Here is a 24,554-nt window from a genome sequence, read left to right as displayed (position 1 = left end):
TTCAAGCGACGGCTACGACGTCGAGAATGCGTTGTACCACGCGGTCCTGGTCGATCCCGGCGGCTTCGGCTTCGAACGACAGAATGATGCGATGGCGCAGCACGTCGAACAGCACCGCCTGGATGTCTTCCGGGCTGACAAAGTCTCGCCCGGCCAGCCAGGCGTGGGCACGGGCGCAGCGGTCGAGGGCGATGGAGCCGCGGGGGCTGGCACCATAGGCGATCCACTCGGCCATTTCCGGGTCGAATTTGGCCGGGGTGCGTGTGGCCATGACCAGTTGCACCAGGTATTCCTCCACCGCATCGGCCATGTACAGGCCGAGAATTTCCTTGCGCGCGGCAAAGATCGCCTGCTGGCTGACGCGGCGTTCGGGCTTGGTTTCACCGTTGAGCGCCTCGCCACGGGCCTGCTGCAGGATGCGCCGCTCCACGGCCGCGTCCGGGAAACCGATCTTGACGTGCATCAGGAAACGGTCGAGCTGGGCTTCGGGCAGCGGGTAGGTGCCTTCCTGCTCGATGGGGTTTTGCGTGGCCATCACCAGAAACAGCGGCGACAGCTCGTAAGTACTGCGGCCCACACTGACCTGGCGCTCGGCCATGGCTTCGAGCAAGGCCGACTGCACCTTGGCCGGGGCGCGGTTGATTTCGTCCGCCAGCACCAGGTTGTGGAAGATCGGCCCCTGCTGGAACACGAAGCTGCCGGTTTCGGGGCGATAGATTTCAGTGCCGGTGATGTCGGCGGGCAACAGGTCGGGGGTGAACTGGATACGATGGAACTGCGCTTCGATGCCTTCGGCCAACTCCTTGATGGCCTTGGTCTTGGCCAGGCCCGGCGCGCCTTCCACCAGCATATGGCCGTCGGCAAGCAAGGCAATCAGCAGGCGCTCGATGAGTTTTTCCTGGCCGAGAATCTGCGTAGAAAGAAAGGTTCGCAGCGCAAGCAGCGCTTCACGATGTTCCATCGATGACGGTTCCTGGAGAGATGAGCCCGAGCGTCGAGAAAAAACGCCGGGCCTGGGGGGCTTACTTTAATGCATCGGGGGGGGCGGCGACTAACGGCGCGCGGGGTATTTTTCGCAAAACGTGTAGGAATTTTGTGTGGCAGTAGCCTCAGGCACGGATATAAGTGCCTGTGCCCCTGAGAATGTTCTGCAGGGTTTCTTCAACTTCAGCCAAATCCTCAGGGGCGGTGCTGTGCAGAATCTCCAGGTGATCCTTGCCGCCCAGCGCATCGGCATCGCCTGCCGCCAGCTCAATCAGCAACGTGCTGTCACTCAGCGTGACCTTCAGGCCCGCGAGGGTCGATGGTTCGTCGTCCCAGGTCAGCTCCACTTCGTCTTCATCCGGGTAACGGGCCAGTATGAACATCTCGCCCTTAGCGCTATGGCAGCAGAGCATGGCCATGTTGTCTTCTTCTTCGTCACATGGGTTGGCGATCAGGTCGGTAGTGATCAATTGCATGGCAGTCCTATGAGTTTATTGGCCGCAAAAGGGGGATTTTGCCACTGCTGCCATATTTATGTCGGTGTGAATTTCATCCGTGCGTCATGGTTTGAACACAACGTTTTTAATCGCGGTGCCGAAGGGGGCCGCTGCGTTGCCAAGCGCACTAGACGCGATGGGCGTCACGGAACGCCAGGCACCGTCGAGTATGCGCTCAGGTCCGCCAGGCCTGTTGTTGGCAGTGTCATCTATTCCGATACCCACCCGCCCCAGTCCCGCACCTAGTGAGAAGGCGGTCAGTAAATAACCTACGGGAGGAAATGCGATCCCGAGTGGCGCGAGTACCGTGGTACCCAGGCTCAGATACCCCAACGCTCGGATGACGGTGTTTTTTGTATGGTCTGTATTGAGCACGAATTGGTAGTACGCATCCGTGCGAGTGGCAGACTCGGTGCGTTTCTGAGTTTCCGTGAAGGGGGCGGCCACTCTCTTTCCGTCGAACATAGCGCCCTCTTCCCAAGCGTGGAGCCGTTCGTAGTAGGCATCGGCGCCTTGTTCTTTTGCCAGGGCCTGGTGGATCCGCAAGCGCTTTTGAATACCGCCATAAAACAGGGTGCTGGGTGCGTCCTCCATCAGAAAATGGCTCATAAATGAGTTTTCATTGTTGGGGTCGGCAGTGTGTGCGCCGAGCCACTTATTCATTGCTTCGGGGGAGTCGGACGAAATGATTTGAGGGGCGTTTCCCGGCATGAAGAGAAGTGTTCTCTGGGTTTTCTTGTCTCGAACATAAAATATGTCTGAGGACTGGGCGCCGCTGTAACTCAGGAATTTCGTTTCCAGGCCGGGGTCTGGCTGGTAGGGCTTGTTTAGGTCATCTGGTGTGAGTTGTGCGAATGATTTGCCGTGTGGCGTTCCGGCCGCCCGCTCAGCGAGTAGTAGGTCTTCCTTGCTCAGGGAGTGATTGTGATATTGCTCATTGGCGGCGTGTATGAAATTAAACTTTATACGTGTCGGATACTCTTTCCGGTTTGCGTCCCAGTATTGATCAATGTACGTGTCGTAAGGCTTTTTATAGGCGTGGTCCCATGTCATTTTCATAAAATCGTCAGGTGAGAGGGAAACCTGGTTTTCAGCGCTGTACGAATTGGGCGACGAACTGGAGGGCTCGGTATAAATGCCGGTGTAATGCGTTGAAATCCTTCCTCTGTCAGGCGCGTTGAAGACGCCGGTGATACTGGGCTGGTCTTTGGAGTGCCTTGAGTCTTCATGTATATCGAAGCTGGGTTTGCCTTGTTTATAGGTTGAATATCTAAACGGCGGCACGCCTGACGGTAGTTCTTCTCCCTGGATGTTTCGCATGGCTGCATCGGTGAGCGAAATTTTTCTTACGATATATCCCTTGTGGGGGCGCTTGTGCGAAGTGTGGTCGTAAGCGATGGTCGTCAAGTAGGTTTTATCTGGATCAACGTCTAATCCAAATTGTTGTTTTATCTGAAACTTGACGTGCGCTGCCACAAGGTGGCTCGGGCCCATAACCGGGGGCGCAGTTTCCATTATGTGGTTTTCGAGCGCCGGGTTTCGAACGAAGGAACCTCGGTAGTCGGAGGAGGGGGTTCCATCAGGGTGCCCGTGAAATGCTCTTATTTCTTTGGCGTATGAGGGGGGCGCGTAATCCGGGAGATTATCGAGTTTCCATTGAGATGATTTGCCAGCGTTTTGCAGTTTCCACGTTTCGAACCGCTCTTCGTCACTGATCGGCTGTGGCCTGGGGGCCGCCTGGTTATATTTATCCCATTGCGCAGAATATACGCCGCTGTCGGCGAACGAAATCGGCGGATTGATGTTATCCGGTGACGAGGTGGGTTGCGAAATGATGGGCGAGGGGGCTGTTGGCGTAATCATGACAGGCCTGCATAGATGACAGTCGGTTAACCACGCTCCCTGTGTTTTTTTTTGATTGGCGGTTGGCGCAGGAAAAGTTCCCTGATGTTTGAGGTCCCTTGCTTGATGTGCCGTAGGTATGTGCCGACGGGCTTCGCGTGTGTTAGCTATCATTGGCTTGAAATCAGCGCCGGTGACCGGCTTTTTTGTCGTTCGGTGTGTGTGGTTGCCCTTTGTGCAACCCTTCATTGCCAGCCGATGACCGAATATGTCGCAGCGCCGCAAGCAGCTGTCTTCCTACACTCGTTAAGCTGCGCAACGGATGTGCTCACTGCTGGGAGCCTGACCTGCCCGTCACACCGTCGCCTGGCAAGGTGTACGTCCAATGGAAGTTGTATGTGACCTGATCGTCTTGTCCAGCTTCACCCACCTGTCACCCTGATTCGTTTATGGTGCTTGTATCGTTACCTGCGAACAGGGCTGACGGTCTCCCCGCAAGGGGATAACACGCGACGCTTCCATCAATAACAAGCCCAAGCGGAGTACCACAGATGGCGTTCTTCACCGCAGCCAGCAAGGCCGACTTCCAGCATCAACTGCAAGCGGCACTGGCGCAGCACATCAGTGAACAGGCACTGCCACAAGTGGCGCTGTTCGCTGAACAATTTTTCGGCATCATTTCCCTGGACGAACTGACCCAACGTCGCCTTTCCGACCTGGCCGGTTGCACCCTGTCTGCCTGGCGCCTGCTTGAGCGCTTCGACCACACCGAACCCCAGGTGCGGGTCTACAACCCCGATTACGAACGTCATGGCTGGCAGTCGACCCACACCGCGGTCGAAGTGCTGCACCATGACCTGCCATTTCTGGTGGACTCGGTGCGTACCGAGCTGAACCGCCGCGGCTACAGCATCCACACCCTGCAAACCACCGTGCTCAGCACGCGCCGTGGCAGCAAGGGCGAATTGCTGGAAATTCTGGCCAAGGGCACCCAGGGCGAAGGCATCCAGCAAGAATCGCTGATGTACCTGGAAATCGACCGCTGCGCCAACGCCGCCGAACTGAACGTGCTGAGCAAAGAGCTGGAGCAGGTACTGGGCGAAGTGCGCGTGGCCGTGGCCGATTTCGAGCCGATGAAAGCCAAGGTCCAGGAACTGCTGGTCGGTATCGACGCCAGCCGGTTCAGCATCGACGGCGAAGAACAAGCCGAGATCAAGAACTTCCTGGAATGGCTGGTGGGCAACCACTTCACCTTCCTCGGCTATGAAGAGTTCGTGGTACGTGACGAGGCGGACGGTGGTCATATCGAATATGACGCCAGCTCCTTCCTCGGTCTGACCAAGCTGCTGCGCGCCGGCCTTACCGCCGACGACCTGCGCATCGAAGACTACGCCGTGTCCTACCTGCGCGAGCCGACCGTGTTGTCGTTCGCCAAGGCCGCCCACCCGAGCCGCGTGCATCGTCCGGCTTATCCGGACTACGTGTCGATCCGCGAGATCGACGCCGACGGCAAGGTCATCAAGGAATGCCGCTTCATGGGCCTGTACACCTCGTCGGTGTACGGCGAAAGCGTGCGGGTGATTCCTTATATCCGCCGCAAGGTCGCGGAAATCGAACGCCGCTCGGGCTTCCAGGCCAAGGCGCACCTGGGCAAGGAACTGGCGCAGGTGGTCGAAGTACTGCCGCGTGACGACCTGTTCCAGACCCCGGTCGACGAGCTGTTCAGCACCGTGATGTCGATCGTGCAGATCCAGGAACGCAACAAGATCCGCGTGTTCCTGCGCAAAGACCCCTACGGGCGTTTCTGCTACTGCCTGGCCTACGTGCCGCGCGATATCTATTCCACCGAAGTGCGCCAGAAGATCCAGCAAGTGCTGATGGATCGCCTGAAAGCCTCGGACTGCGAATTCTGGACGTTCTTCTCCGAATCCGTGCTGGCCCGTGTGCAACTGATTCTGCGGGTCGACCCGAAGAACCGCCTGGACATCGACCCGCTGCAACTGGAAAAAGAAGTGGTGCAGGCCTGCCGCAGCTGGCAGGACGACTATTCCAGCCTGGTGGTCGAAAGCTTCGGCGAGGCCCACGGCACCAACGTGCTGGCGGACTTCCCGAAAGGTTTCCCGGCCGGCTACCGCGAGCGTTTTGCTGCGCATTCGGCGGTGGTCGACATGCAGCACTTGCTCAGCCTCACCGAAGCCAACCCGTTGGTGATGAGCTTCTATCAGCCGCTGGGCCAGGTGTCCGGCCAGCGTGAGCTGCATTGCAAGCTCTACCATGCCGACACCCCGCTGGCGCTGTCCGACGTATTGCCGATCCTGGAAAACCTCGGCCTGCGCGTGCTGGGTGAATTCCCGTACCGCCTGCGTCATGCCAATGGCCGTGAGTTCTGGATCCATGATTTCGCGTTCATTGCCGCCGAAGGCGTGAACCTGGATATCCAGCAGCTCAACGACACCCTGCAGGACGCGTTCGTGCATATCGTCCACGGCGATGCCGAGAACGATGCGTTCAACCGCCTGGTACTCACCGCCGGCCTGCCGTGGCGCGACGTGGCGCTGCTGCGTGCCTACGCGCGCTACATGAAACAGATCCGCCTGGGCTTCGACCTGGGTTACATCGCCAGCACCCTGAACAACCACACCGACATCGCCCGCGAGTTGACCCGGTTGTTCAAGACGCGCTTCTACCTGGCGCGCAAGCTCACCGCCGACGACCTGGAAGACAAGCAGCAACGCCTGGAACAAGCGATCCTCAGCGCCCTGGACGAGGTTCAGGTGCTCAACGAAGACCGCATCCTGCGTCGCTACCTGGACCTGATCAAGGCCACCCTGCGCACCAACTTTTACCAGACCGACGCCAACGGCCAGAACAAGGCGTACTTCAGCTTCAAGTTCGACCCGCGGGCCATTCCCGAGCTGCCCAAGCCAGTGCCGAAGTTTGAAATCTTCGTCTACTCGCCACGGGTCGAGGGTGTCCACCTGCGCTTCGGTAATGTCGCGCGCGGCGGCCTGCGCTGGTCCGACCGTGAAGAAGACTTCCGCACCGAAGTGCTCGGCCTGGTAAAAGCCCAGCAAGTGAAGAACTCGGTGATCGTGCCGGTGGGCGCCAAGGGCGGCTTCCTGCCGCGCCGCTTGCCACTGGGCGGTAGTCGCGACGAGATCGCGGCCGAGGGCATCGCCTGCTACCGCATCTTCATTTCCGGCCTGTTGGACATCACCGACAACCTCAAGGACGGCGCCCTGGTGCCGCCGGTCAACGTCGTGCGGCATGACGGCGATGACCCGTACCTGGTGGTCGCGGCCGACAAAGGCACCGCGACCTTCTCCGACATCGCCAACGGTATCGCCATCGACTACGGCTTCTGGCTCGGCGATGCATTCGCCTCCGGCGGTTCGGCCGGTTACGACCACAAGAAAATGGGCATCACCGCCAAGGGCGCGTGGGTCGGTGTGCAGCGTCACTTCCGTGAGCGCGGCATCAACGTGCAGGAAGACAGCATCACCGTGGTCGGCGTCGGCGACATGGCCGGCGACGTGTTCGGTAACGGCCTGTTGATGTCCGACAAGCTGCAACTGGTCGCGGCCTTCAACCACCTGCATATCTTCATCGACCCGAACCCGAACCCGGCGACCAGCTTCGTCGAGCGTCAGCGCATGTTCGAGCTGCCGCGTTCGGCGTGGAGCGACTACGACACCAGCATCATGTCCGAAGGCGGCGGTATCTTCTCGCGCAGCGCGAAGAGCATTGCCATCTCGGCGCAGATGAAAGAACGCTTCGACATCCAGGCCGACAAACTGACCCCGACCGAACTGCTGAACGCCTTGCTCAAGGCGCCGGTGGACCTGTTGTGGAACGGCGGTATCGGCACTTACGTCAAGGCCAGCACCGAAAGCCATGCCGATGTGGGCGACAAGGCCAACGACGCGTTGCGCGTCAACGGCAACGAGCTGCGCTGCAAGGTGGTGGGCGAGGGCGGTAACCTCGGCATGACCCAACTGGGGCGTGTGGAATTCGGCCTCAATGGCGGCGGTTCGAACACCGACTTCATCGACAACGCCGGCGGCGTGGACTGCTCCGACCACGAAGTGAACATCAAGATCCTGCTCAACGAAGTGGTGCAGGCCGGCGACATGACCGACAAGCAACGCAACCAGTTGCTGGCGAGCATGACCGACGAAGTCGGCAGCCTGGTGTTGGGCAACAACTACAAGCAGACCCAGGCCCTGTCCCTGGCCGCCCGCCGTGCCTACGAGCGAGCAGCCGAGTACAAGCGCCTGATGAGCGACCTGGAAAGCCGTGGCAAGCTGGACCGCGCCATCGAGTACCTGCCGACCGAGGAGCAGCTCACCGAGCGCGCCGCCACCGGCAAGGGCCTGACCCGTCCGGAGCTGTCGGTGCTGATCTCGTACAGCAAGATCGACCTCAAGGAAGCCCTGCTCAAGTCGCAGGTGCCGGATGACGAGTACCTGACCCGTGACATGGAGACCGCGTTCCCACCGAGCCTGGTGGCCAAGTTCGGCGAGGCGATGCGTCGCCACCGTCTGAAGCGCGAGATCGTCAGCACCCAGATCGCCAACGACCTGGTCAACCACATGGGCATCACCTTCGTGCAGCGGCTCAAAGAGTCGACCGGCATGAGCCCGGCCAACGTGGCGGGCGCCTATGTGATCGTGCGCGACATTTTCCATCTCCCGCACTGGTTCCGTCAGATCGAAGCCCTGGACCACCAGGTCTCCGCCGACGTGCAACTGGAGCTGATGGACGAGCTGATGCGCCTGGGCCGTCGTGCCACGCGCTGGTTCCTGCGCAGCCGTCGCAACGAGCAGGATGCCGGGCGTGACACCGCGCACTTCGGTCCGCACCTGGCCGCACTGGGTCTCAAACTCGACGAACTGCTCGAAGGCCCGACCCGTGAAGGCTGGCAGACCCGTTACCAGGCCTACACCGAAGCCGGTGTACCGGAGTTGTTGGCACGCATGGTTGCAGGCACGACGCACCTGTACACCTTGCTGCCGATCATCGAAGCCGCCGACGTGACCGGGCATGACGCCGCCGAAGTGGCCAAGGCCTACTTCGCCGTCGGCAGCGCCCTGGACTTGCCATGGTACCTGCAGCAGATCAGCGATCTGCCGGTCGCCAACAACTGGCAGGCCCAGGCCCGCGAAGCCTTCCGCGACGACGTGGACTGGCAGCAACGGGCGATCACCATTTCCGTACTGCAAATGGCCGAAGCGCCACAAGACATGGAAGCCCGCGTGGCCCTGTGGCTTGAGCAGCACCAGGACATGGCCGATCGCTGGCGCGCAATGATGGTGGAAATCCGTGCCGCGGTCGGCACGGACTACGCCATGTACGCGGTGGCCAACCGTGAGTTGCTGGACCTGGCGTTGAGCGGTCAGTCGGTGCTGGCATCGGTTTGATCGAGCGGTAAACAACTGTGGGAGGGGGCTTGCCCCCGATAGCGATGGATCAGTCAACACCGGTATGACTGATCCACCACTATCGGGGGCAAGCCCCCTTTTTCATTGTGAGCACCATCGACTTGGGATCAGTGGTGCTTGAGTAGTCGGGTCTCCAGGTGATCCAGGTGCCGGGTCATCAAGTTCACCGCAATGCCAGAGGCCCGTTGCTCGATCGCATCGACAATCGCCACATGCTCCTGCCACGCACAATAGCTGCTGGCTTGCGCCTCGTACTGGGCAATGATCAGCGACGTCAACGGCACCAGGCTGTTGAGAAACTGCGCCAACGGCGCATTCCCCGCCATCGCCGCCAATTGCAGATGAAACTCCCCCGACAAGCGAATCGCCGGCCCACGCTGGTCGCGTTCAATACAATCACGCTCGCGGGCAATCAGCTCGCGCAACTGGCGGATCTGCATCGGTGTGGCCTGGGCGCAGGCCAGTTGTACCACCGCGACCTCCGTCAACCGCCGCGCTTCCAGAATCTGCCGCGTCTGCTGGGCATCCGGTGCGGCTACCTGGGCGCGCTGGTTGGGGCGCAGGATGATCACGTGCTGGTGCGACAACTTGGCCAACACCCGGCGAATCACGCTGCGGCTCACTCCGAAGGTTTGGCCCAGGCTTTCCTCGGTCAACCGGGTGGACGGGGCGATGCGCTGTTCGAGAATGGCGTCGAACAGCCGTGGGTAGATGTCATTCACCGAGGGCTTTTTACCGGCCACCAGGCACATGGCGGGCAGGCCGGTGATGGGCAGGTCGCGTGGCAAGGCGTGGGCGGTCATGGCCGGTCTCCAAAAATCAACTGCCCAGATGGTCGTCCGGGATGGTCAAGCGAATGCCCATGCGCAGGCCTTCCTGGAGGATGTGCTTGCGCATTTCGGCGCTGGCCAGGGCGCTGTTCTTGTTGCGGATGGCGCGCACCACGGCATCGTTTTCCTGCAGGCGTTCCGCCAGGTGTTCCGGGGAGTTGCGCAGCACCTGTGCGCTCTGCTTGAGAGCGTTGCTGGTTTGTTGCACCACGTTCTGGAAGATCGGGTTGGAGGTGAGGGCGAACAGTTCTTCGTGGAAGGCAATGTAGGCATTCATCCCGGCTTCGGCGTCGCCAGCGTCGAGGGCTTCGCGCATGTCCATCAGGGTCAGGCGCAGTTGGCCAACCTCTTTGCTGCTGATGGATTGGGCCACCAGGCCGACAATAAACGGTTCGAGGGTGTAGCGCAGTTGCAGGATATCTTCGAGGCTGGCGTCGGCCACGGCGTCGCTCGATTGCGCCTCGTTGACGTGGGTTTCGAGCACCACCACGCCTTTGCCGGGCATCGAGCGCACCAGGCCGAGGGTTTCCAGCACGATCACGGCTTCACGCAGGCTGGGGCGGCTGATGCCCAGCTGTTCGGCCAGTTCACGCTGACCGGGCAGCATTTCACCGCGCCGCCACTGGCCCCGCGCCAGGGAGGCGCGGAGTTTTTCTACGACTGAATTGACGACGGTTGAGGGGGTGACCACGTCGATTGCTCCTTGATGTTGCGAATACAATTGCCACAAAGGCGACGATTGAGTGTGGGAGAGAGCAAGCTCCTTCCCACTGGTGATCTGTGTCGCTCATGCCAATGGGTCAGAACTCCTGGTGCGCGGGCACTACCGGCTTTTTAGCCTGGAACGCATAACCCTGCTGGCCGGCGAGTACCTTGTTGGCGCGCTGGATATCGATGTCTTTTTCCCAGCGCGCAATGGCCACGGTGGCGACGCAGTTGCCGATCAGGTTGGTCAATGCACGGCCGATGCCCATGAACCAATCCACCGCCAATACCAGCACCAGGCCGACCACCGGAATCGCCGGGATGGCCGTGAGTGTCGCCGCCAGAATCACCAGCGCTGACCCCGGAATGCCATGGGCGCCCTTGGAGGTGATCAACGATACCAGCAGGATGGTCAGCAAGTCGGTCATCGACAGCGGTGTGCCGGTAGCGTTGGCGATAAACACGATGGCCAGGGTCAGATAGATCGAGAAACCGTCGAGGTTGAACGAATAGCCTGTCGGAATCACCAGGCCCACGGTGGAACTGCCGATGCCCAAGTGTTCCAGTTTACGCATGATCTGTGGCAGCACCGCGTCGGACGAGGCGGTGCCCATCACGATCAGCAGCTCTTCGCGCAGGTACTTGAGCAGCGGCAGCATGCGCAGGCCGGACAGGCGCATCACCAGGCCGAGGATCACCCCGACAAACATAAAGCAGGTCAGGTAGAACAGGCCTACCAGGCTGCCCAGGTGCTGCAGTGAGTCCAGGCCGTAGGTGCTGGTGGTAAAGGCGATCGCGCCGAACACGCCGATCGGCGCCAGGCGCACGATCATGCCCATGATGCGGAAGATCACGTGACTCAGCTCGTTGATCAGCCGCGAAATGCCCGACGCCGCTTCACCCACCAGGTTCAAGGCGCTGCCGAACAGCACCGAGAACAGCAGCACTTGCAGCACGTTGTTGTCGGCAAATGCACCGATCACCGAGTTGGGGATCAGGTCCATCAGGAACTGGCTGGTGCCCTTGATGTGTTGGCCCTTGTCGGCCAGTTCATGCAAGCCGGCGGAGGACAATTGCTCCAGGTGGATATTCGCACCGCTGCCGATGCCGGTGCTGAAGGCCATGAGCAGGCCGATCACCAGGGCGACGGTGGTCAGCACTTCGAAATAGATCACCGACTTGAGGCCGATGCGCCCGACCTTTTTCAAGTCGCCGGCGCCGGAGATACCGCTGACCACCACGCAGAACACGATCAGGCCAATCAACATCTTGATCAGTTTGATGAAACCGTCACCCAGGGGTTTGAGTTGCGAGGAGAATTCGGGAAGGGCCAGGCCGCAGAGGATGCCGAGCATCAGACCGATCACGACTTGCAGGAAAATCGAACGCGAGCACCATCTGAACATGGGAGGGATCTCTATTCGGTGCCCTGGTGGGTCCAGGGCTTAATTGTTGTGGTCATACCGGTAAGTCCAGTGCGTGGCCAGTCTACGCTGGGTTTTTTCCAGGTCACAAGTGATTTTCGCGGCTTGGCCGGTTGCGGTCTGACCAGTTGCTCTGCGAGGGCGGTGCTTGAGCGGTTGACGGGGCGCAAATTTTTTCGCTTATCATCCGCCGCTGAGTACGCGAGGTGACGGATGGACAAACCAGGACTGAGCACCAACGACGCAGGGCTGACCCATTGCAGTTGGCGTACCGCTGCGCCGGAATATCCGCACTACCACGACCATGAATGGGGCGTGCCGGTGGCGGATGACATTCAGTTGTACGAGAAGATTTGCCTGGAGGGGTTTCAGGCGGGGATGGCGTGGATCACCATCCTGCGCAAGCGCGAGCATTTTCGGCGGGCGTTCGACGGTTTTGATTTCCGCCGTGTGGCGCAGTACGGCGAAGCGGATATCGAACGCCTGATGGCTGACCCTGGCATTGTGCGCAACCGCGCGAAGATCGTCTCGACCCTCAACAATGCGCGCAGGGCGTGCGAGTTGGTGGAGGAAGCCGGTTCGTTGGCGAAATGGCTATGGTCGTTTGAACCGACGCCTGACGAACGCCCGGCGCGGGTGGATCTGGCGTATTGGCGCGCCAACCCGACGTCACCGGCTTCGGTGCGCTTGTCGAAGGCCTTGAAGAAACGCGGGTGGACCTACGTGGGGCCGACCACGATGTATGCGTTGATGCAGGCGACGGGGATGGTCAATGACCATCTTGAAGGTTGCGCCTGCCGCGAGCCGATCGAAGCACTGCGCCGTCGATTCAATCGCCCTTGAGTCTCGCAGCGGTGCTATTCGTGCGCCAGAGGGGTGAGCACCTCAGCCTTGTCATCCAGCACCATCACCACCAGCAGTTTCGCCGGTCGGGTCTGGCTGGCATTGCTCGACTCGAAGTGCCGCGAGCCCGCCGGCTCGTAGAATGACTGGCCGGCCGTGTAGGTGATCGCCGGTTCATCGTTGACCCGCGACGTAATCGCGCCCTCCAGCACGTAAGCCACGGCAGTGCCGGTATGGCTGTGGGGCACGGTGGCCTGGCCCGCGGCGTAATCGACGCTCAGCATGATGGTTTTCTTGCCGGGCACGTTGCTCAGGGCGTGCTCTTGCAGAACCTTGATCGACTCCTGGTTGTACACCGGTTCATGGGCGAAGGCACTGAACGAGGCCAGTATCAGGGCGGTTGCGAGTGAGCGTTTCATGGCGAGTTTCCGAGTCGTTCGAGAGGTCTTCACCCTACGCCGCGTGCTCCCGCCGACCAATGACCAATCCAGCCGAAAAACCTCTAGCCAATCTGCTGGAGAATGTCGCGCACCTTGTCCAGGGCCGGGTCGATGTCCAGGGTTTCGATCGCGCCGAAACCGATGATCAGGCCCGGGCGTACCGGCGTGTCGTGAAAAAACACGTCGAGCGGGTACAGGCCCACGTCGACCTGGCGTGCCAGCTGCATCAACAACGCAATATTCACCGGCACCTTGCACAGGGCCGCCATATGAAAGCCGGCCACGGTGGGCACCGCTTCGAACCACGGCGCCAGGTCGCCCGCCAGGCGCTGCAGGATGCGCTCGCGGCGCCCGGCATACACGCTGTGGCAGCGGCGAATATGCTTGAGCAGATAGCCTTCGCTGATGAACTTGGCCAACGCCCATTGCGGCAAGGTGGAGCTGTGTTGATCGGTCAATTGCTTGGCCTTGAGCACCGCGCCATATAGGGCTGGCGGCAGTACCGCATAGCCCAGGCGCAACTCCGGCAGCAGGGTTTTGGAGAAGGTGCCGACGTAAGTCACCACGCCTCGGGTGTCCATGTTTTGCAGGGAGTCGGTGGGACGGCCTTCGTAACGGAATTCGCTGTCGTAGTCGTCTTCGATAACCATCGCCCCCAGCTCGAACGCACGGGCCAGCAGGGCTTCGCGGCGTGCCTGGCTCATGGGCATGCCGAGGGGGAACTGGTGGGACGGTGTCACATAGATCAGCCGCGCACCGTCGGGGATCCGCTCGACCTGAATGCCCTGATCGTCGACGGGCACCCCGATGACGTTTGCCCCCATCGCCATGAACAACTGGCGCGCCGGGGTGTAGCCGGGGTCTTCCATGGCGACGATGCTGCCCGGCTCCAGCACGACGCGGGCGATCAGGTCGAGAGCCTGCTGCGCGCCGTTGGTGACCACGATGTCGTCGGCGCTGCATTTGACCCCACGGGAAAACGCAATGTGCCCGGCGATGGCGCTGCGCAACGCCAGCAGGCCTTCGGTCTGGCTGTAGAGGCCACTGTTCTGGGCAATACGGCGCAGGGCGTCCTGGGTGCAGCGTCGCCATTCGTCCTGGGGGAATTGGTGGCGGCTGGTGGCGCCGCCGAGGAACTCGTAGCGCAGGGCACTGTCGCGCGTGGGGTGATGCATGGGCGAGGGCAGTGCCTGCCACTTCGCCAGGTTGGCGGCGCAGGCCAGGTCGGTGGCGGTTTGCAGGCGTTCGGTCGGCGGAGTGCGGCTGTTGACGAAGGTGCCGCGTCCGATCTTGCCAACCAGCAGGCCTTCGTAGGTCAGGGTGGCGTAGGTGTCGGACACGGTCTTGCGTGACACGCCCAGTTGCGCGGCCAGCAGGCGGCTGGGCGGCAATTGCGCCCCGGCGGCCAGGCGGCCGGAGTCGATGGCTTCGCGCAGTTGCTGGTAAAGCTGTTCGGCCAGGTCCTTGCGGCCGTTGATGATCACGTGCAGTTCCATGTTTTTCCTGAGGGGCTGAGTCGGTCCAAGACTACTCGCTGGCGACGTTTGCTCCAAAGGGGCTGTATGACAACGCGATAAAAAAAGTGGGAGCGGGCCTGCTCCCACCTGGGGATTGTGCTGCTTATGTGGTCAGGACAGGAAACCACCGTCCACGTTCAGCGACACCCCGGTGGTGTAGCTGGATGCATCGCTGGCCAGGTACAGCACCGCGCCGGCCATCTCGCTCGGGTCCGCTACGCGCTTGAGCGGGATCTGCGCCAGGGCCATTTTCAGGATCGCGTCGTTCTTCACCAGCGCCGAGGCGAACTTGGTGTCGGTCAGGCCCGGCAGCAGGGCGTTGCAGCGGATGCCGAATTCGGCGCATTCCTTGGCGAACACCTTGGTCATGTTGATCACCGCGGCCTTGGTCACCGAGTAGATGCCCTGGAACACGCCCGGCGAGATGCCGTTGATCGAGGCCACGTTGATGATGCTGCCGCCGCCGTTTTCGCGCATCAGCTTGCCGGCTTCCACCGACATGAAGAAGTAGCCGCGAATATTCACATCCACGGTTTTCTGGAAGGCGCCCAGGTCGGTGTCCAGCACGTTGCAGAATTGCGGGTTGGTCGCGGCGTTGTTGACCAGAATGTCCAGGCGGCCGAACTGCTCGCGGATGCCGGCGAAGACCTGGCTGATCTGCTCCATTTCACCGATATGGCAGGCAACCGCAGTGGCCTTGCCGCCGTCGGCGATGATCGCATCCGCTACGTGCTGGCAGCCTTCCAGCTTACGGCTGGACACGATCACGTGGGCGCCTTGCTGGGCCAGCAACTTGGCGATGGCCTCACCGATGCCACGGCTGGCGCCGGAGACAAAAGCGATCTTGCCGTCGAGGTCGAACAGGTTGGTCTTGGACATGGGGGTTCCTTGTGGGTCTTGGCTCGGTCGATCAGAGGGCGGATTTGCCGATGACATTCAGGCTCATCTGCTCCAGCAGCTTGTTCATCTGAATGAACTGCGCAAAGCGTTTGTCCTGGGTCTGTCCATGGAAAAAACGGTAGTAGATCTGCTGCACGATGCCGGCCAGGCGGAACAGGCCGTAGGTGTAGTAGAAGTCGAAATTGTCGATCTCAAGGCCGGCGCGCTCGGCGTAATAGTCGACGAACTGGCGACGCGTGAGCATGCCCGGCGCGTTGCTCGGCTGGCGGCGCATCAGTTGCACGGGCGCCGGGTCGGCGGCTTCGATCCAGTAGGCGAGGGTGTTGCCCAGGTCCATCAGCGGGTCGCCGAGGGTGGTCAGCTCCCAGTCCAGCACGCCGATGATCTGCATCGGGTTGTGCGGGTCGAGGATCACGTTGTCGAAGCGGTAGTCGTTATGCACGATGCTGGAGGTGGGATGGTCGGCCGGCATCTTGTCGTTGAGCCAGGCGCGCACGGCCTCCCAGCGAGGTGCGTCGGGGGTCAGGGCTTTTTCGTAGCGGTCGCTCCAGCCGCGGATCTGGCGTTCCACGTACCCCTCGGGCTTGCCCAGGTCGGCCAGGCCGCAGGCGTTGTAGTCCACTTGATGCAGTTCGACGAACTTGTCGATAAAGCTTTTGCACAGCGCTTCGGTCTTGCTCGCGTCCAGGCCCAGTTCGGCCGGCAGGTCGGAGCGCAGGATGATGCCGTTGACGCGCTCCATCACATAGAACTCGGCGCCGATCACCGATTCATCGGTGCAATGCACGTAGGCCTTGGGGCAGTAGGGAAAGCCGTCTTTCAGCTGATTGAGAATGCGGAACTCGCGACCCATGTCATGGGCCGATTTGGCCTTGTGCCCGAACGGCGGGCGGCGCAGCACGAATTCCTGGCCCGGGTATTCCAGCAAGTAGGTCAGGTTGGACGCGCCGCCGGGGAACTGGCTGATCTTGAGCGTGCCGCTCAGGCCCGGGATATGGGCCTTGAGGTAGGGATCGATCAGGCTGGCATCAAGTTCTTCGCCTGGGCGGATCTGGGTCGATTGGTCGTTCAGCGCCATGCTTATCCCTTCTGCTTATTCTAAAGGCCTCGGACTATTGGCTAATCTAATGCGCCCAGCCGCCCGGCCACAAGGTCGGGGCGGCTTAATAGGTTCGCGTGTTGGATGATGATCAGCGTGCCTGATCGGTCATTTTTCGGGCGGGGGCAAGGCGACCGGCGTCAGCACCGGCCGGCCGGCGAAGTACTCCAGCAGGTTGTCGGCCACCCGCTGCACCGTATCGTGGGCGGCTTCCGGCGACAGCCCGGCCACATGGGAGGTCAGCACGGTATTGCTCAGGCGCTTGAGGGCATCGGGCACCTTGGGCTCGTCGTCGAACACATCCAGTGCCGCGCCGCCGATACGCCGCTGTTCCAGGGCGGCGACCAGGTCGGCGGTCACCACCACGCTGCCACGGCCGATATTCACCAGGTAGCCGTTCGGCCCCAATGCATCCAGGGCATGCCGATCGATCAAGTGGCGCGTGCCTGGGCCGCCGGGCGTGGCCAGGATCAGGAAGTCCGAGGTGTGTGCCAGCTCCACGGCGGTCGAGCAATAGATGTAGTCCACGTCATCGCGCGGCTGGCGGTTGTGGTAACTCACCTGCATGCCGAACCCGAGGGCGGCGCGCTTGGCGATCTCCAGGCCCACCGCGCCGAGGCCGAGAATCCCCAGTTGCTTGCCGCCCAGGGAAGGGCGCATCACCTTGGGCCACTCGCCGTGGCGCACTGCCGCGTCCGTTTGCGGAATGCCGCGCACCAATGACAGCAGCAAGGCCATGGCGTGGTCCGCCACCGAAGGCGCGTTCACCCCGGCACCGTTGGTCACCACGATCCCGCGGTTGCTTGCCGCCTGCAGGTCGACATGCTCATAGCCGGCACCGATCACGCAGATGATCTCCAGCAACGGCAGCGCGGCGATTTCTTCGGCATACAGGCCCAGCGGGCCACGCGTCAGTACGGCCTTGATCTGCCCGCCGTGGGCCTTGATGGCCTGGGCGCGTTCGGCGGGCGTCGGTGCCAGGATCACATGAAAGTCATTGCTTTCGATGATGGGCAGGTATTCGTTGATGGTTTCGACCAGGACCAGAACAGTGGTTGTCATCGGACGGCTCTTCCTGAAGGTTTTGAGAGCAAGAGTATGCGGGATTTGTCAGCAAAATCGCTTTGCTGTGGCAGAAAAATCGTCGTAGGGCCGAGCTTGCAGGTGTTGGGGGCGACGCGTGCCCCCTACGGTATTTGCGTTGTCAGAAACTGATCGCGGCGGCGCTCACGCGTTGCACAAACGCCCCGGCCAACGTGGCATTGTGATGTTCGATGATCGCCGCCGCCGACAGCGTCGCAGTGTCCATGCAGGTGTGGCCGTCTTCGGGCAGTATCACCGAGAACCCCAGTTCGACTGCGACGCGGCAAGTGGTATCGATGCAGAACTGGGTTTTCATCCCGACAATCACCAGCTCATTGAGCTGCATCGCGCGCAGTCGCTGCGCCAGATCGGTGCCGAGGAAACAACTGGGCCGGGTTTTGTTGAAGAACTGGTCACGCGCTTCATCGACATCCAGCTCATGCCACACCTGCCAATACGGGCTGCCCGCGGCAATCGCGGAGCCCGCCGGGCCTGTGTGGCGGGCGACGAAGATCGGTGCGCCGGCGTGGCGCGCGCGCCTGATCAGTTGGTTGATGGTCTGCAGCACCCGTTCGCGTTCGAAGGGGTGCTCCGGGCCAGCGTACAGGCCGGTTTGCATATCGATGATCAGCAGGGCGTCAGCCATGGTGTTGCTCCTTTCGCGTGCCGGATGGCGGCGCAATAAAAAAGGCCCCGTCCATTGCTGGCGGGGCCTTGGGTTGAATCCGTGAGGTGTCTAGTTCAAGCACCCACAGCAACCGCACGACCCGCCGGAAGCGGTCGTGGTGGTGGTGCGGGTGAGGTGCTGCTGAAAAAGGTTCATGGCCGATCATGCTGGGGCATAAGTTTGGCTGTCAAGCGTCGCGGGCAACTTCTTATAAGGCGTGACGATGTTTCGGGCATCCACAAGGGACTCGTCTGACACGCTACCACCCAGGGGGCTCTCCGTGCCAAATGCGCAAAAAATAGCCGACAACCTCGTCCTTGAGCCTCTGCACCGCTTAACCATTCCTCAGCTAAGCCTTTGCTTATTTAAAAGAATCCCGGACAATCGCGCCCCTGTTATAGCCGGGGCGCTGCCTGTCAGGTTTTTCTGACTCGTGCCGGCTGTGGAAATGCGGAGATCCGACCGGATGAATGATCAGGCCAATAGCGTCGACGAACGCTATGTCACGACACCTGTAATCCTTACAAGCTGGAGTCGTCAGGACACCACCTGGATGCTTGGCTTGTTTGGCACGGCGATTGGTGCCGGCACTTTGTTTCTACCTATCAACGCTGGCCTCGGCGGCTTCTGGCCGCTGGTGATCCTGGCGCTGCTGGCCTTCCCGATGACGTTCTTTGCCCACCGTGGCCTGACGCGTTTCGTGCTGTCCGGCCGTGAAGGTTCCGACATCACCGACGTGGTCGAAGAGCACTTCGGCGTCAAGGCCGGCGCGCTGATCACCTTGCTGTACTTCCTGGCGATTTTCCCGATCCTGCTGATCTACAGCGTGGCGCTGACCAATACCGTCGGCAGCTTCATGGAGCACCAGTTGCACATCATGCCGCCGCCACGGGCGATCCTGGCGTTTGTGCTGATCCTCGGCCTGCTGGCCGTGGTGCGTTGCGGTGAGCAGGCGATCGTCAAGGCCATGAGCCTGATGGTGTACCCGTTCATCGTCGCCTTGCTGTTCCTGGCGGTGTACCTGATCCCGCACTGGAACGGTGGCATCCTCAGCACCGCCAACGTGGTGCCGGCACCTTCGGCGTTGCTCAACACCTTGTGGCTGGCGATTCCGGTGATGGTGTTCTCGTTCAACCATTCGCCGATCATCTCGGCCTTTGCGGTGGACCAGAAGCGCCAGTACGGCGCGCATGCCGATGAGCGCAGTTCGCAGATCCTGTCGCGCGCGCACCTGTTGATGGTGGCGATGGTGCTGTTCTTCGTGTTCAGTTGCGTGCTGACCCTGTCGCCGGCGCAACTGGCTGAAGCGAAAGCACAGAACCTGTCGATCCTGTCGTACCTGGCCAACCACTTCGACAACCGGACCATCGCCTTCGCCGCGCCGCTGATTGCGTTCGTGGCGATTGCCAAGTCGTTCCTGGGCCATTACATCGGCGCCAGTGAAGGCCTCAAGGGCCTGGTCGCGAAAACCGGCCGGCGTCCGGCACCGAAGACCCTGGACCGCATGACCGCCGCCTTCATGTTGGTGGTGTGCTGGATCGTCGCCACGCTCAATCCGAGCATCCTTCGCATGATCGAGACATTGGGCGGGCCGATCATTGCGTCGATCCTGTTCCTGATGCCGATGTACGCGATCCGCAAGGTGCCGGCGATGGCCAAGTACCGCGGGCAGGCGTCCAACGTGTTTGTCACGGCGGTCGGCCTGGTGGCGATTACTGCGCTGATTTACTCGCTGCTCTCCTGACCGCACGCTGCACCGAACAGGGCCGATTCGCACGCGTGGCGAGTCGGCCTTTTTTTCGCTCGGAAAACCTGACGCGGCGCAACCGCCGCGCGGCAATGGGCGCTAAGCTGGAACACATTTTTAGCCAGGATGGATGGGGCCGATTGAAAACTGAAACCGATACGCCCGTTGTCGTTGCGTCGAAGCGAACCCAGGACATAATTGCCGGCTTATCGATTGCCGGTTTGCTGTTGCCGGAGGCGGTGGCCTATTCCAGCATTGCCGCGCTCCCGCCCCAGGCCGGTGTGATTGCCTTGTTTGCCGGGCTGGTGTGCTACGGCCTGTTCGGCACCAGCCGTTTCGCGATCGTCTCGGCGACTTCGTCGTCGGCAGCGGTGTTGGCGGCGGCAACGGCCAGCCTGGCGGGGGATGACCCGGCGCTGAGGCTGTCCCTGGCCTTCGGGCTGGTGCTGATCATTGGCGTGTTTTTTCTGCTGGCCGGGCTGTTCAAGCTCGGTGGCGTCACTTCGTTTATTGCCAAGCCGGTGTTGCGTGGGTTTGCCTTCGGCCTGGCGCTGACCATCATCCTCAAGCAACTGGCCAGTGTGGTGGGCGTCCACCTGACCGATAACAACCTGATCCGCTTCCTGCCGCAGTTGCTGGAGCAGCTGCCGCACTGGAACTGGCCCGCCGCGCTGGTGGCTGCGGTGGCCTTGTTGGTGTTGTGGTTATGCGCCCGCGTTCCGCGCCTGCCCGGCGGGCTGGTGGTGATCGTGCTCGGCGTTATTGCCGGCCAGGGCCTGAACCTGCAGGCCCACGGCGTCGCGCTGATCGGCCTGATCGACCTGCGCCTGGAGCTGGGGCATTTGCCGGTACTGCCGTTTGCCGATTGGCTGCGCCTGGGCGAGTTGGCGTTTGCGTTGGTCATGATTTTGTACGCTGAGTCCTACGGGTCCATCAGTTCGTTCGCTCTCAAGCACGGCGACCGGGTGTCGTCCAACCGCGACTTGCTGGCGCTGGGCGCGGCCAACCTGGTGTCTGGGTTGTTCCACGGCATGCCGACGGGCGCCGGGTATTCGGCGACTTCGGCGAATGAGGCGGCTGGCGCCTATTCGCGTTTGGCGGGGATCGTCGCGGCGCTGGTGATCCTGGTGATTGTGTTGACGGTGCTGCCGTATGTTGCGCTCACGCCGGAGCCGGTGTTGGCGGCGGTGGTCATCTATGCCCTGGGCCGGGGTTTGAGCCTGCAGCCCCTGGGGCGTTACTTCCTCTGGCGACGCGACCGTTTGCTGGTGGTGTGTGCGGTGGCGGCGGTGCTGGTGCTCGGCGTGCTGGATGGCTTGTTGTTGTCGGTCGGGATCAGCGTGGTGTTGATGTTGCGCCAGATGTCGGCGGCGGATATCCAGGTGCTTGGGCGCCTGGGCGACACTCATGATTTCGTGGACCGTCAACACCATGCCGATGCGCTGACCGTTCCCGGCGTGTTGATCATACGGCCAAGCGAGGCGCTGTTTTTTGCGAATGCCGAGCGCATCCTCGGCGCCGCCCTGCGCCTGATGCGTCAGTCATCCGCGCAGACGGTGGTGTTGAGCCTGGAAGAATCCCCCGACCTCGACGGCACCAGCGTCGAAGCGCTGGCCGCTTTTTTTGCCCAGGTGCGCGGGGAGGGCAAGCAACTGGTGCTGGCGCGGGTGCGCCATGACGCCCATGAAGTCTTGCAGGCGCTGCCCGAGGCCAAGGCGCCCGAGGTGTTGCTCAGCGGCTTGAGCGTCGATGGTGCGGTGCAACTGGCGTTGCACAGCCATCCCCAAGCATAAAAAACGCCGCGTATCTTGCGATACGCGGCGTCCTTTACATCAACACACCCTTAGGCTTGCAGCACCGGGATGTTGGCGTTTGCAGCGCTTTCACGGAACTCGGCGATCTGATCGAAACTCAGGTAGCGATACACATCGCTGGCCATGGTGTTGATCTTCGCGGCGTATTCCATGTACTCCTCGACGGTCGGCAGGCGACCCAGGATCGAAGCCACCGACGCCAGCTCGGCCGAAGCCAGGTAGACGTTGGCGCCATCGCCCAGACGGTTCGGGAAGTTACGGGTCGAAGTCGACACGACGGTCGAATTCGGTTCTACACGTGCCTGGTTACCCATGCACAGCGAGCAGCCCGGCATTTCCATGCGCGCGCCAGCCTTGCCGTAGATGCCGTAGTAGCCTTCTTCGGTCAGTTGGTGAGCGTCCATCTTGGTCGGCGGCGACAGCCACAGACGGGTTGGCAGCTGACCCTTGACCTGATCCAGCAGTTTACCGGCAGCGCGGAAGTGACCGATGTTGGTCATGCACGAACCGATGAACACTTCGTCGATCTTCTCGCCAGCAACGCTGGACAGCAGACGGGCGTCGTCCGGGTCGTTTGGCGCGCAGAGCACAGGCTCCTTGATGTCGGCCAGGTCGATCTCGATGATTTCGGCGTATTCCGCGTCGGCATCGGCCACCATCAGCTCCGGGTTGGCAACCCAGGCTTCCATCGCTTGGGCGCGACGTTCCAGGGTACGTGCATCGCCGTAGCCTTCGCCGATCATCCAGCGCAGCAGGGTGATGTTGGAGTTCAGGTACTCGGTGATCGACTCTTTCGACAGCTTGATGGTGCAACCGGCAGCCGAACGTTCAGCCGAGGCGTCGGACAGCTCGAAAGCTTGTTCGATGCTCAGGTTGTCCAGGCCTTCGATTTCCAGGATGCGGCCGGAGAAGGCGTTCTTCTTGCCTTTCTTCTCTACGGTCAGCAGGCCAGCCTGGATCGCGTAGTAAGGAATGGCATGAACCAGGTCACGCAGGGTGATGCCAGGTTGCATTTTGCCTTTGAAGCGCACCAGGATCGATTCCGGCATGTCCAGTGGCATCACGCCAGTGGCTGCGGCGAACGCTACCAGGCCGGAACCGGCCGGGAACGAAATGCCCATCGGGAAACGGGTGTGGGAGTCACCACCGGTACCGACGGTGTCCGGCAGCAGCATGCGGTTCAGCCAGCTGTGGATGATGCCGTCGCCTGGGCGCAGCGACACGCCGCCACGGGTCATGATGAAGTCAGGCAGGGTGTGGTGGGTGGTCACGTCGATCGGCTTAGGATACGCCGCGGTGTGGCAGAAAGACTGCATCACCAGATCGGTCGAGAAGCCCAGGCACGCCAGGTCTTTCAGTTCGTCACGGGTCATAGGACCGGTGGTGTCCTGGGAACCCACGGTGGTCATCTTAGGCTCGCAGTAGGTGCCTGGACGAACGCCAGTCACGCCGCATGCCTTGCCGACCATCTTCTGTGCCAGGGTGAAACCCTTGGTGCTTTCGGCCGGAGCTTCCGGCTTCTTGAACAGGTCGGACGGTGGCAGACCCAGTTCGGCACGCGCCTTCTCGGTCAGGCCACGGCCGATGATCAGCGGGATACGGCCGCCGGCACGGACTTCGTCCAACAGCACCGGGGTCTTCATTTCGAAGGTGGTCAGGACTTCATCGGTACCGTGCTTGCAGACTTTGCCAGCATGCGGGTACAGGTCGATCACGTCGCCCATGTTCATGTTGGTGACGTCGAATTCGATCGGCAGTGCGCCAGCATCTTCCATGGTGTTGTAGAAGATCGGAGCGATCTTGCTGCCGAAGCAGAAACCACCGGCGCGCTTGTTCGGCACGTAAGGAACGTCGTCGCCGAAGAACCACAGTACGGAGTTGGTTGCCGATTTACGCGACGAACCGGTACCGACCACGTCACCGACGTAGGCGATCGGGAAGCCTTGGCCGCGCATTTCTTCGATCTGCTTCATCGGGCCGGTCTTGCCTTGCTCGTCCGGCACGATGCCGTCGCGAGCCATTTTCAGCATGGCCAGGGCGTGCAGCGGGATGTCAGGGCGGGACCAGGCGTCCGGCGCAGGCGACAGGTCGTCGGTGTTGGTTTCGCCGGAGACCTTGAACACGCGCAGGCTGATCTTGTCGGCCAGGGTCGGACGGTTCTTGAACCACTCGCCGTCGGCCCAGGACTGGATCACGGCCTTGGCGTGTGCGTTGCCGGCCTTGGCTTTTTCAGCCACGTCGTGGAACGCATCGAACATCAGCAGGGTGTGCTTGAGTTGAGCGGCGGCAACAGGCGCCAGTTCGGCGTTGTCGAGCAGCTCGACCAGGGTCACGATGTTGTAGCCGCCTTGCATGGTGCCAAGCAGTTCAACGGCGCGTTTCTTGTCGATCAGGGGAGAAGTGGCTTCGCCCTTGGCCAGGGCAGACAGGAAACCGGCTTTGACGTAGGCAGCTTCGTCAACGCCTGGTGGAATGCGGTTGGTGATCAGGTCAACGAGGAATTCTTCTTCGCCAGCCGGGGGATTTTTCAGCAGCTCGACCAGGCCTGCGGTTTGTTCGGCATTAAGCGGCTGGGGAACAATACCCAGGGCTGCACGCTCTTCGATATGTTTGCGGTAGGCTTCAAGCACAGTTATTACCCTCATCAGTGGTCCCACGGGACGCTCATCCAGAAATGAACGGCACGCATGCGCTCGGGGGCTTTTTGGGCCGCAAAGCCAG

At 61.4% G+C, this 24,554-nt stretch carries 17 protein-coding genes; 4 read left to right on the top strand and 13 right to left on the bottom strand.

What is annotated here, in order from left to right:
* Position 1: 1 nt before the first annotated feature.
* The 3 genes from TU80_RS13180 to TU80_RS13170 all read right to left on the bottom strand — a co-directional run bounded on the left by TU80_RS13180 (position 2) and on the right by TU80_RS13170 (position 3,344).
* Entirely contained in the window at positions 2-961 is a 960-nt protein-coding gene (locus TU80_RS13180) for an AAA family ATPase (protein ID WP_003218556.1), read from the bottom strand.
* A gap of 148 nt (positions 962-1,109) precedes the next feature.
* Positions 1,110-1,460 carry a hypothetical protein gene (locus tag TU80_RS13175; protein WP_057004655.1) on the bottom strand — a complete coding sequence of 117 codons (351 nt, stop codon included), beginning with the start codon at positions 1,458-1,460 and terminating at the stop codon, positions 1,110-1,112.
* Between the two features lie 84 nt (positions 1,461-1,544).
* Positions 1,545-3,344, bottom strand: a complete 1,800-nt coding sequence (locus tag TU80_RS13170; protein WP_134939643.1) for a dermonecrotic toxin domain-containing protein — start codon at positions 3,342-3,344, stop codon at positions 1,545-1,547.
* A 530-nt stretch (positions 3,345-3,874) separates the two neighbouring features.
* Here TU80_RS13170 and TU80_RS13165 point away from each other — a divergent pair.
* Positions 3,875-8,743 carry an NAD-glutamate dehydrogenase gene (locus TU80_RS13165; RefSeq protein ID WP_057004653.1) on the top strand — a complete coding sequence of 1,623 codons (4,869 nt, stop codon included), beginning with the start codon at positions 3,875-3,877 and terminating at the stop codon, positions 8,741-8,743.
* Between the two features lie 128 nt (positions 8,744-8,871).
* On the opposite strand, the gene TU80_RS13160 is transcribed toward TU80_RS13165, so the two are convergent.
* From TU80_RS13160 to TU80_RS13150, 3 genes are all read right to left on the bottom strand, one after another.
* The gene (locus TU80_RS13160) at positions 8,872-9,567 is read right to left on the bottom strand and encodes a GntR family transcriptional regulator (RefSeq protein WP_057004652.1); all 696 of its coding nucleotides are present in this window, start codon (positions 9,565-9,567) and stop codon (positions 8,872-8,874) included.
* 16 nt (positions 9,568-9,583) lie between these two features.
* Positions 9,584-10,285: a FadR/GntR family transcriptional regulator gene (locus TU80_RS13155; protein WP_017846479.1), complete on the bottom strand. Its 702-nt coding sequence runs from the start codon at positions 10,283-10,285 to the stop codon at positions 9,584-9,586.
* Between the two features lie 109 nt (positions 10,286-10,394).
* Positions 10,395-11,720, bottom strand: a complete 1,326-nt coding sequence (locus TU80_RS13150) for a C4-dicarboxylate transporter DctA (RefSeq protein WP_173677810.1) — start codon at positions 11,718-11,720, stop codon at positions 10,395-10,397.
* 216 nt (positions 11,721-11,936) lie between these two features.
* Between TU80_RS13150 and TU80_RS13145 the strand changes: the two genes are divergently transcribed.
* Positions 11,937-12,566, top strand: coding sequence for a DNA-3-methyladenine glycosylase I (locus tag TU80_RS13145; RefSeq protein WP_057004651.1), 630 nt, complete (start codon positions 11,937-11,939; stop codon positions 12,564-12,566).
* A gap of 14 nt (positions 12,567-12,580) precedes the next feature.
* Here the strand turns inward: TU80_RS13145 and TU80_RS13140 are convergent, their stop codons facing one another.
* The 6 genes from TU80_RS13140 to TU80_RS13115 all read right to left on the bottom strand — a co-directional run bounded on the left by TU80_RS13140 (position 12,581) and on the right by TU80_RS13115 (position 18,251).
* Complete coding sequence (locus TU80_RS13140; RefSeq protein WP_017846476.1) at positions 12,581-12,985, bottom strand: cupin domain-containing protein; 405 nt, start codon at positions 12,983-12,985, stop codon at positions 12,581-12,583.
* A gap of 83 nt (positions 12,986-13,068) precedes the next feature.
* Positions 13,069-14,502 carry a MocR-like pyridoxine biosynthesis transcription factor PdxR gene (gene pdxR / locus TU80_RS13135; protein WP_046383650.1) on the bottom strand — a complete coding sequence of 478 codons (1,434 nt, stop codon included), beginning with the start codon at positions 14,500-14,502 and terminating at the stop codon, positions 13,069-13,071.
* 132 nt (positions 14,503-14,634) lie between these two features.
* The gene (locus tag TU80_RS13130; protein WP_017846474.1) at positions 14,635-15,402 is read right to left on the bottom strand and encodes an SDR family oxidoreductase; all 768 of its coding nucleotides are present in this window, start codon (positions 15,400-15,402) and stop codon (positions 14,635-14,637) included.
* Between the two features lie 31 nt (positions 15,403-15,433).
* Positions 15,434-16,501 (bottom strand): phosphotransferase family protein, encoded by a 1,068-nt coding sequence (locus TU80_RS13125; RefSeq protein WP_017846473.1) that lies wholly within the window; start codon positions 16,499-16,501, stop codon positions 15,434-15,436.
* Positions 16,502-16,630: 129 nt separating this feature from the next.
* On the bottom strand, positions 16,631-17,584 hold the full coding sequence (locus tag TU80_RS13120) for a 2-hydroxyacid dehydrogenase (RefSeq protein WP_017846472.1): 954 nt from the start codon (positions 17,582-17,584) through the stop codon (positions 16,631-16,633).
* A 142-nt stretch (positions 17,585-17,726) separates the two neighbouring features.
* Positions 17,727-18,251, bottom strand: coding sequence for a cysteine hydrolase family protein (locus tag TU80_RS13115; RefSeq protein WP_057004650.1), 525 nt, complete (start codon positions 18,249-18,251; stop codon positions 17,727-17,729).
* Positions 18,252-18,738: 487 nt separating this feature from the next.
* Between TU80_RS13115 and TU80_RS13110 the strand changes: the two genes are divergently transcribed.
* Together TU80_RS13110 and TU80_RS13105 are read left to right on the top strand one after the other, a co-directional pair.
* Positions 18,739-20,016 (top strand): serine/threonine transporter, encoded by a 1,278-nt coding sequence (locus TU80_RS13110; RefSeq protein WP_057004649.1) that lies wholly within the window; start codon positions 18,739-18,741, stop codon positions 20,014-20,016.
* A 143-nt stretch (positions 20,017-20,159) separates the two neighbouring features.
* Positions 20,160-21,812 (top strand): SulP family inorganic anion transporter, encoded by a 1,653-nt coding sequence (locus tag TU80_RS13105; protein ID WP_057004648.1) that lies wholly within the window; start codon positions 20,160-20,162, stop codon positions 21,810-21,812.
* Between the two features lie 50 nt (positions 21,813-21,862).
* Here TU80_RS13105 and acnB read toward each other — a convergent pair whose 3' ends face one another.
* Positions 21,863-24,463 (bottom strand): bifunctional aconitate hydratase 2/2-methylisocitrate dehydratase, encoded by a 2,601-nt coding sequence (gene acnB, locus TU80_RS13100; protein ID WP_017846468.1) that lies wholly within the window; start codon positions 24,461-24,463, stop codon positions 21,863-21,865.
* Positions 24,464-24,554 lie beyond the last annotated feature (91 nt).

Source organism: Pseudomonas veronii (assembly GCF_001439695.1).
GTDB classification, from domain to species: Bacteria; Pseudomonadota; Gammaproteobacteria; order Pseudomonadales; family Pseudomonadaceae; genus Aquipseudomonas; species Aquipseudomonas veronii.
The sequence above is the reverse complement of the archived record's forward strand: the minus strand, read 5'-3'. Positions and strand labels throughout refer to the sequence as shown.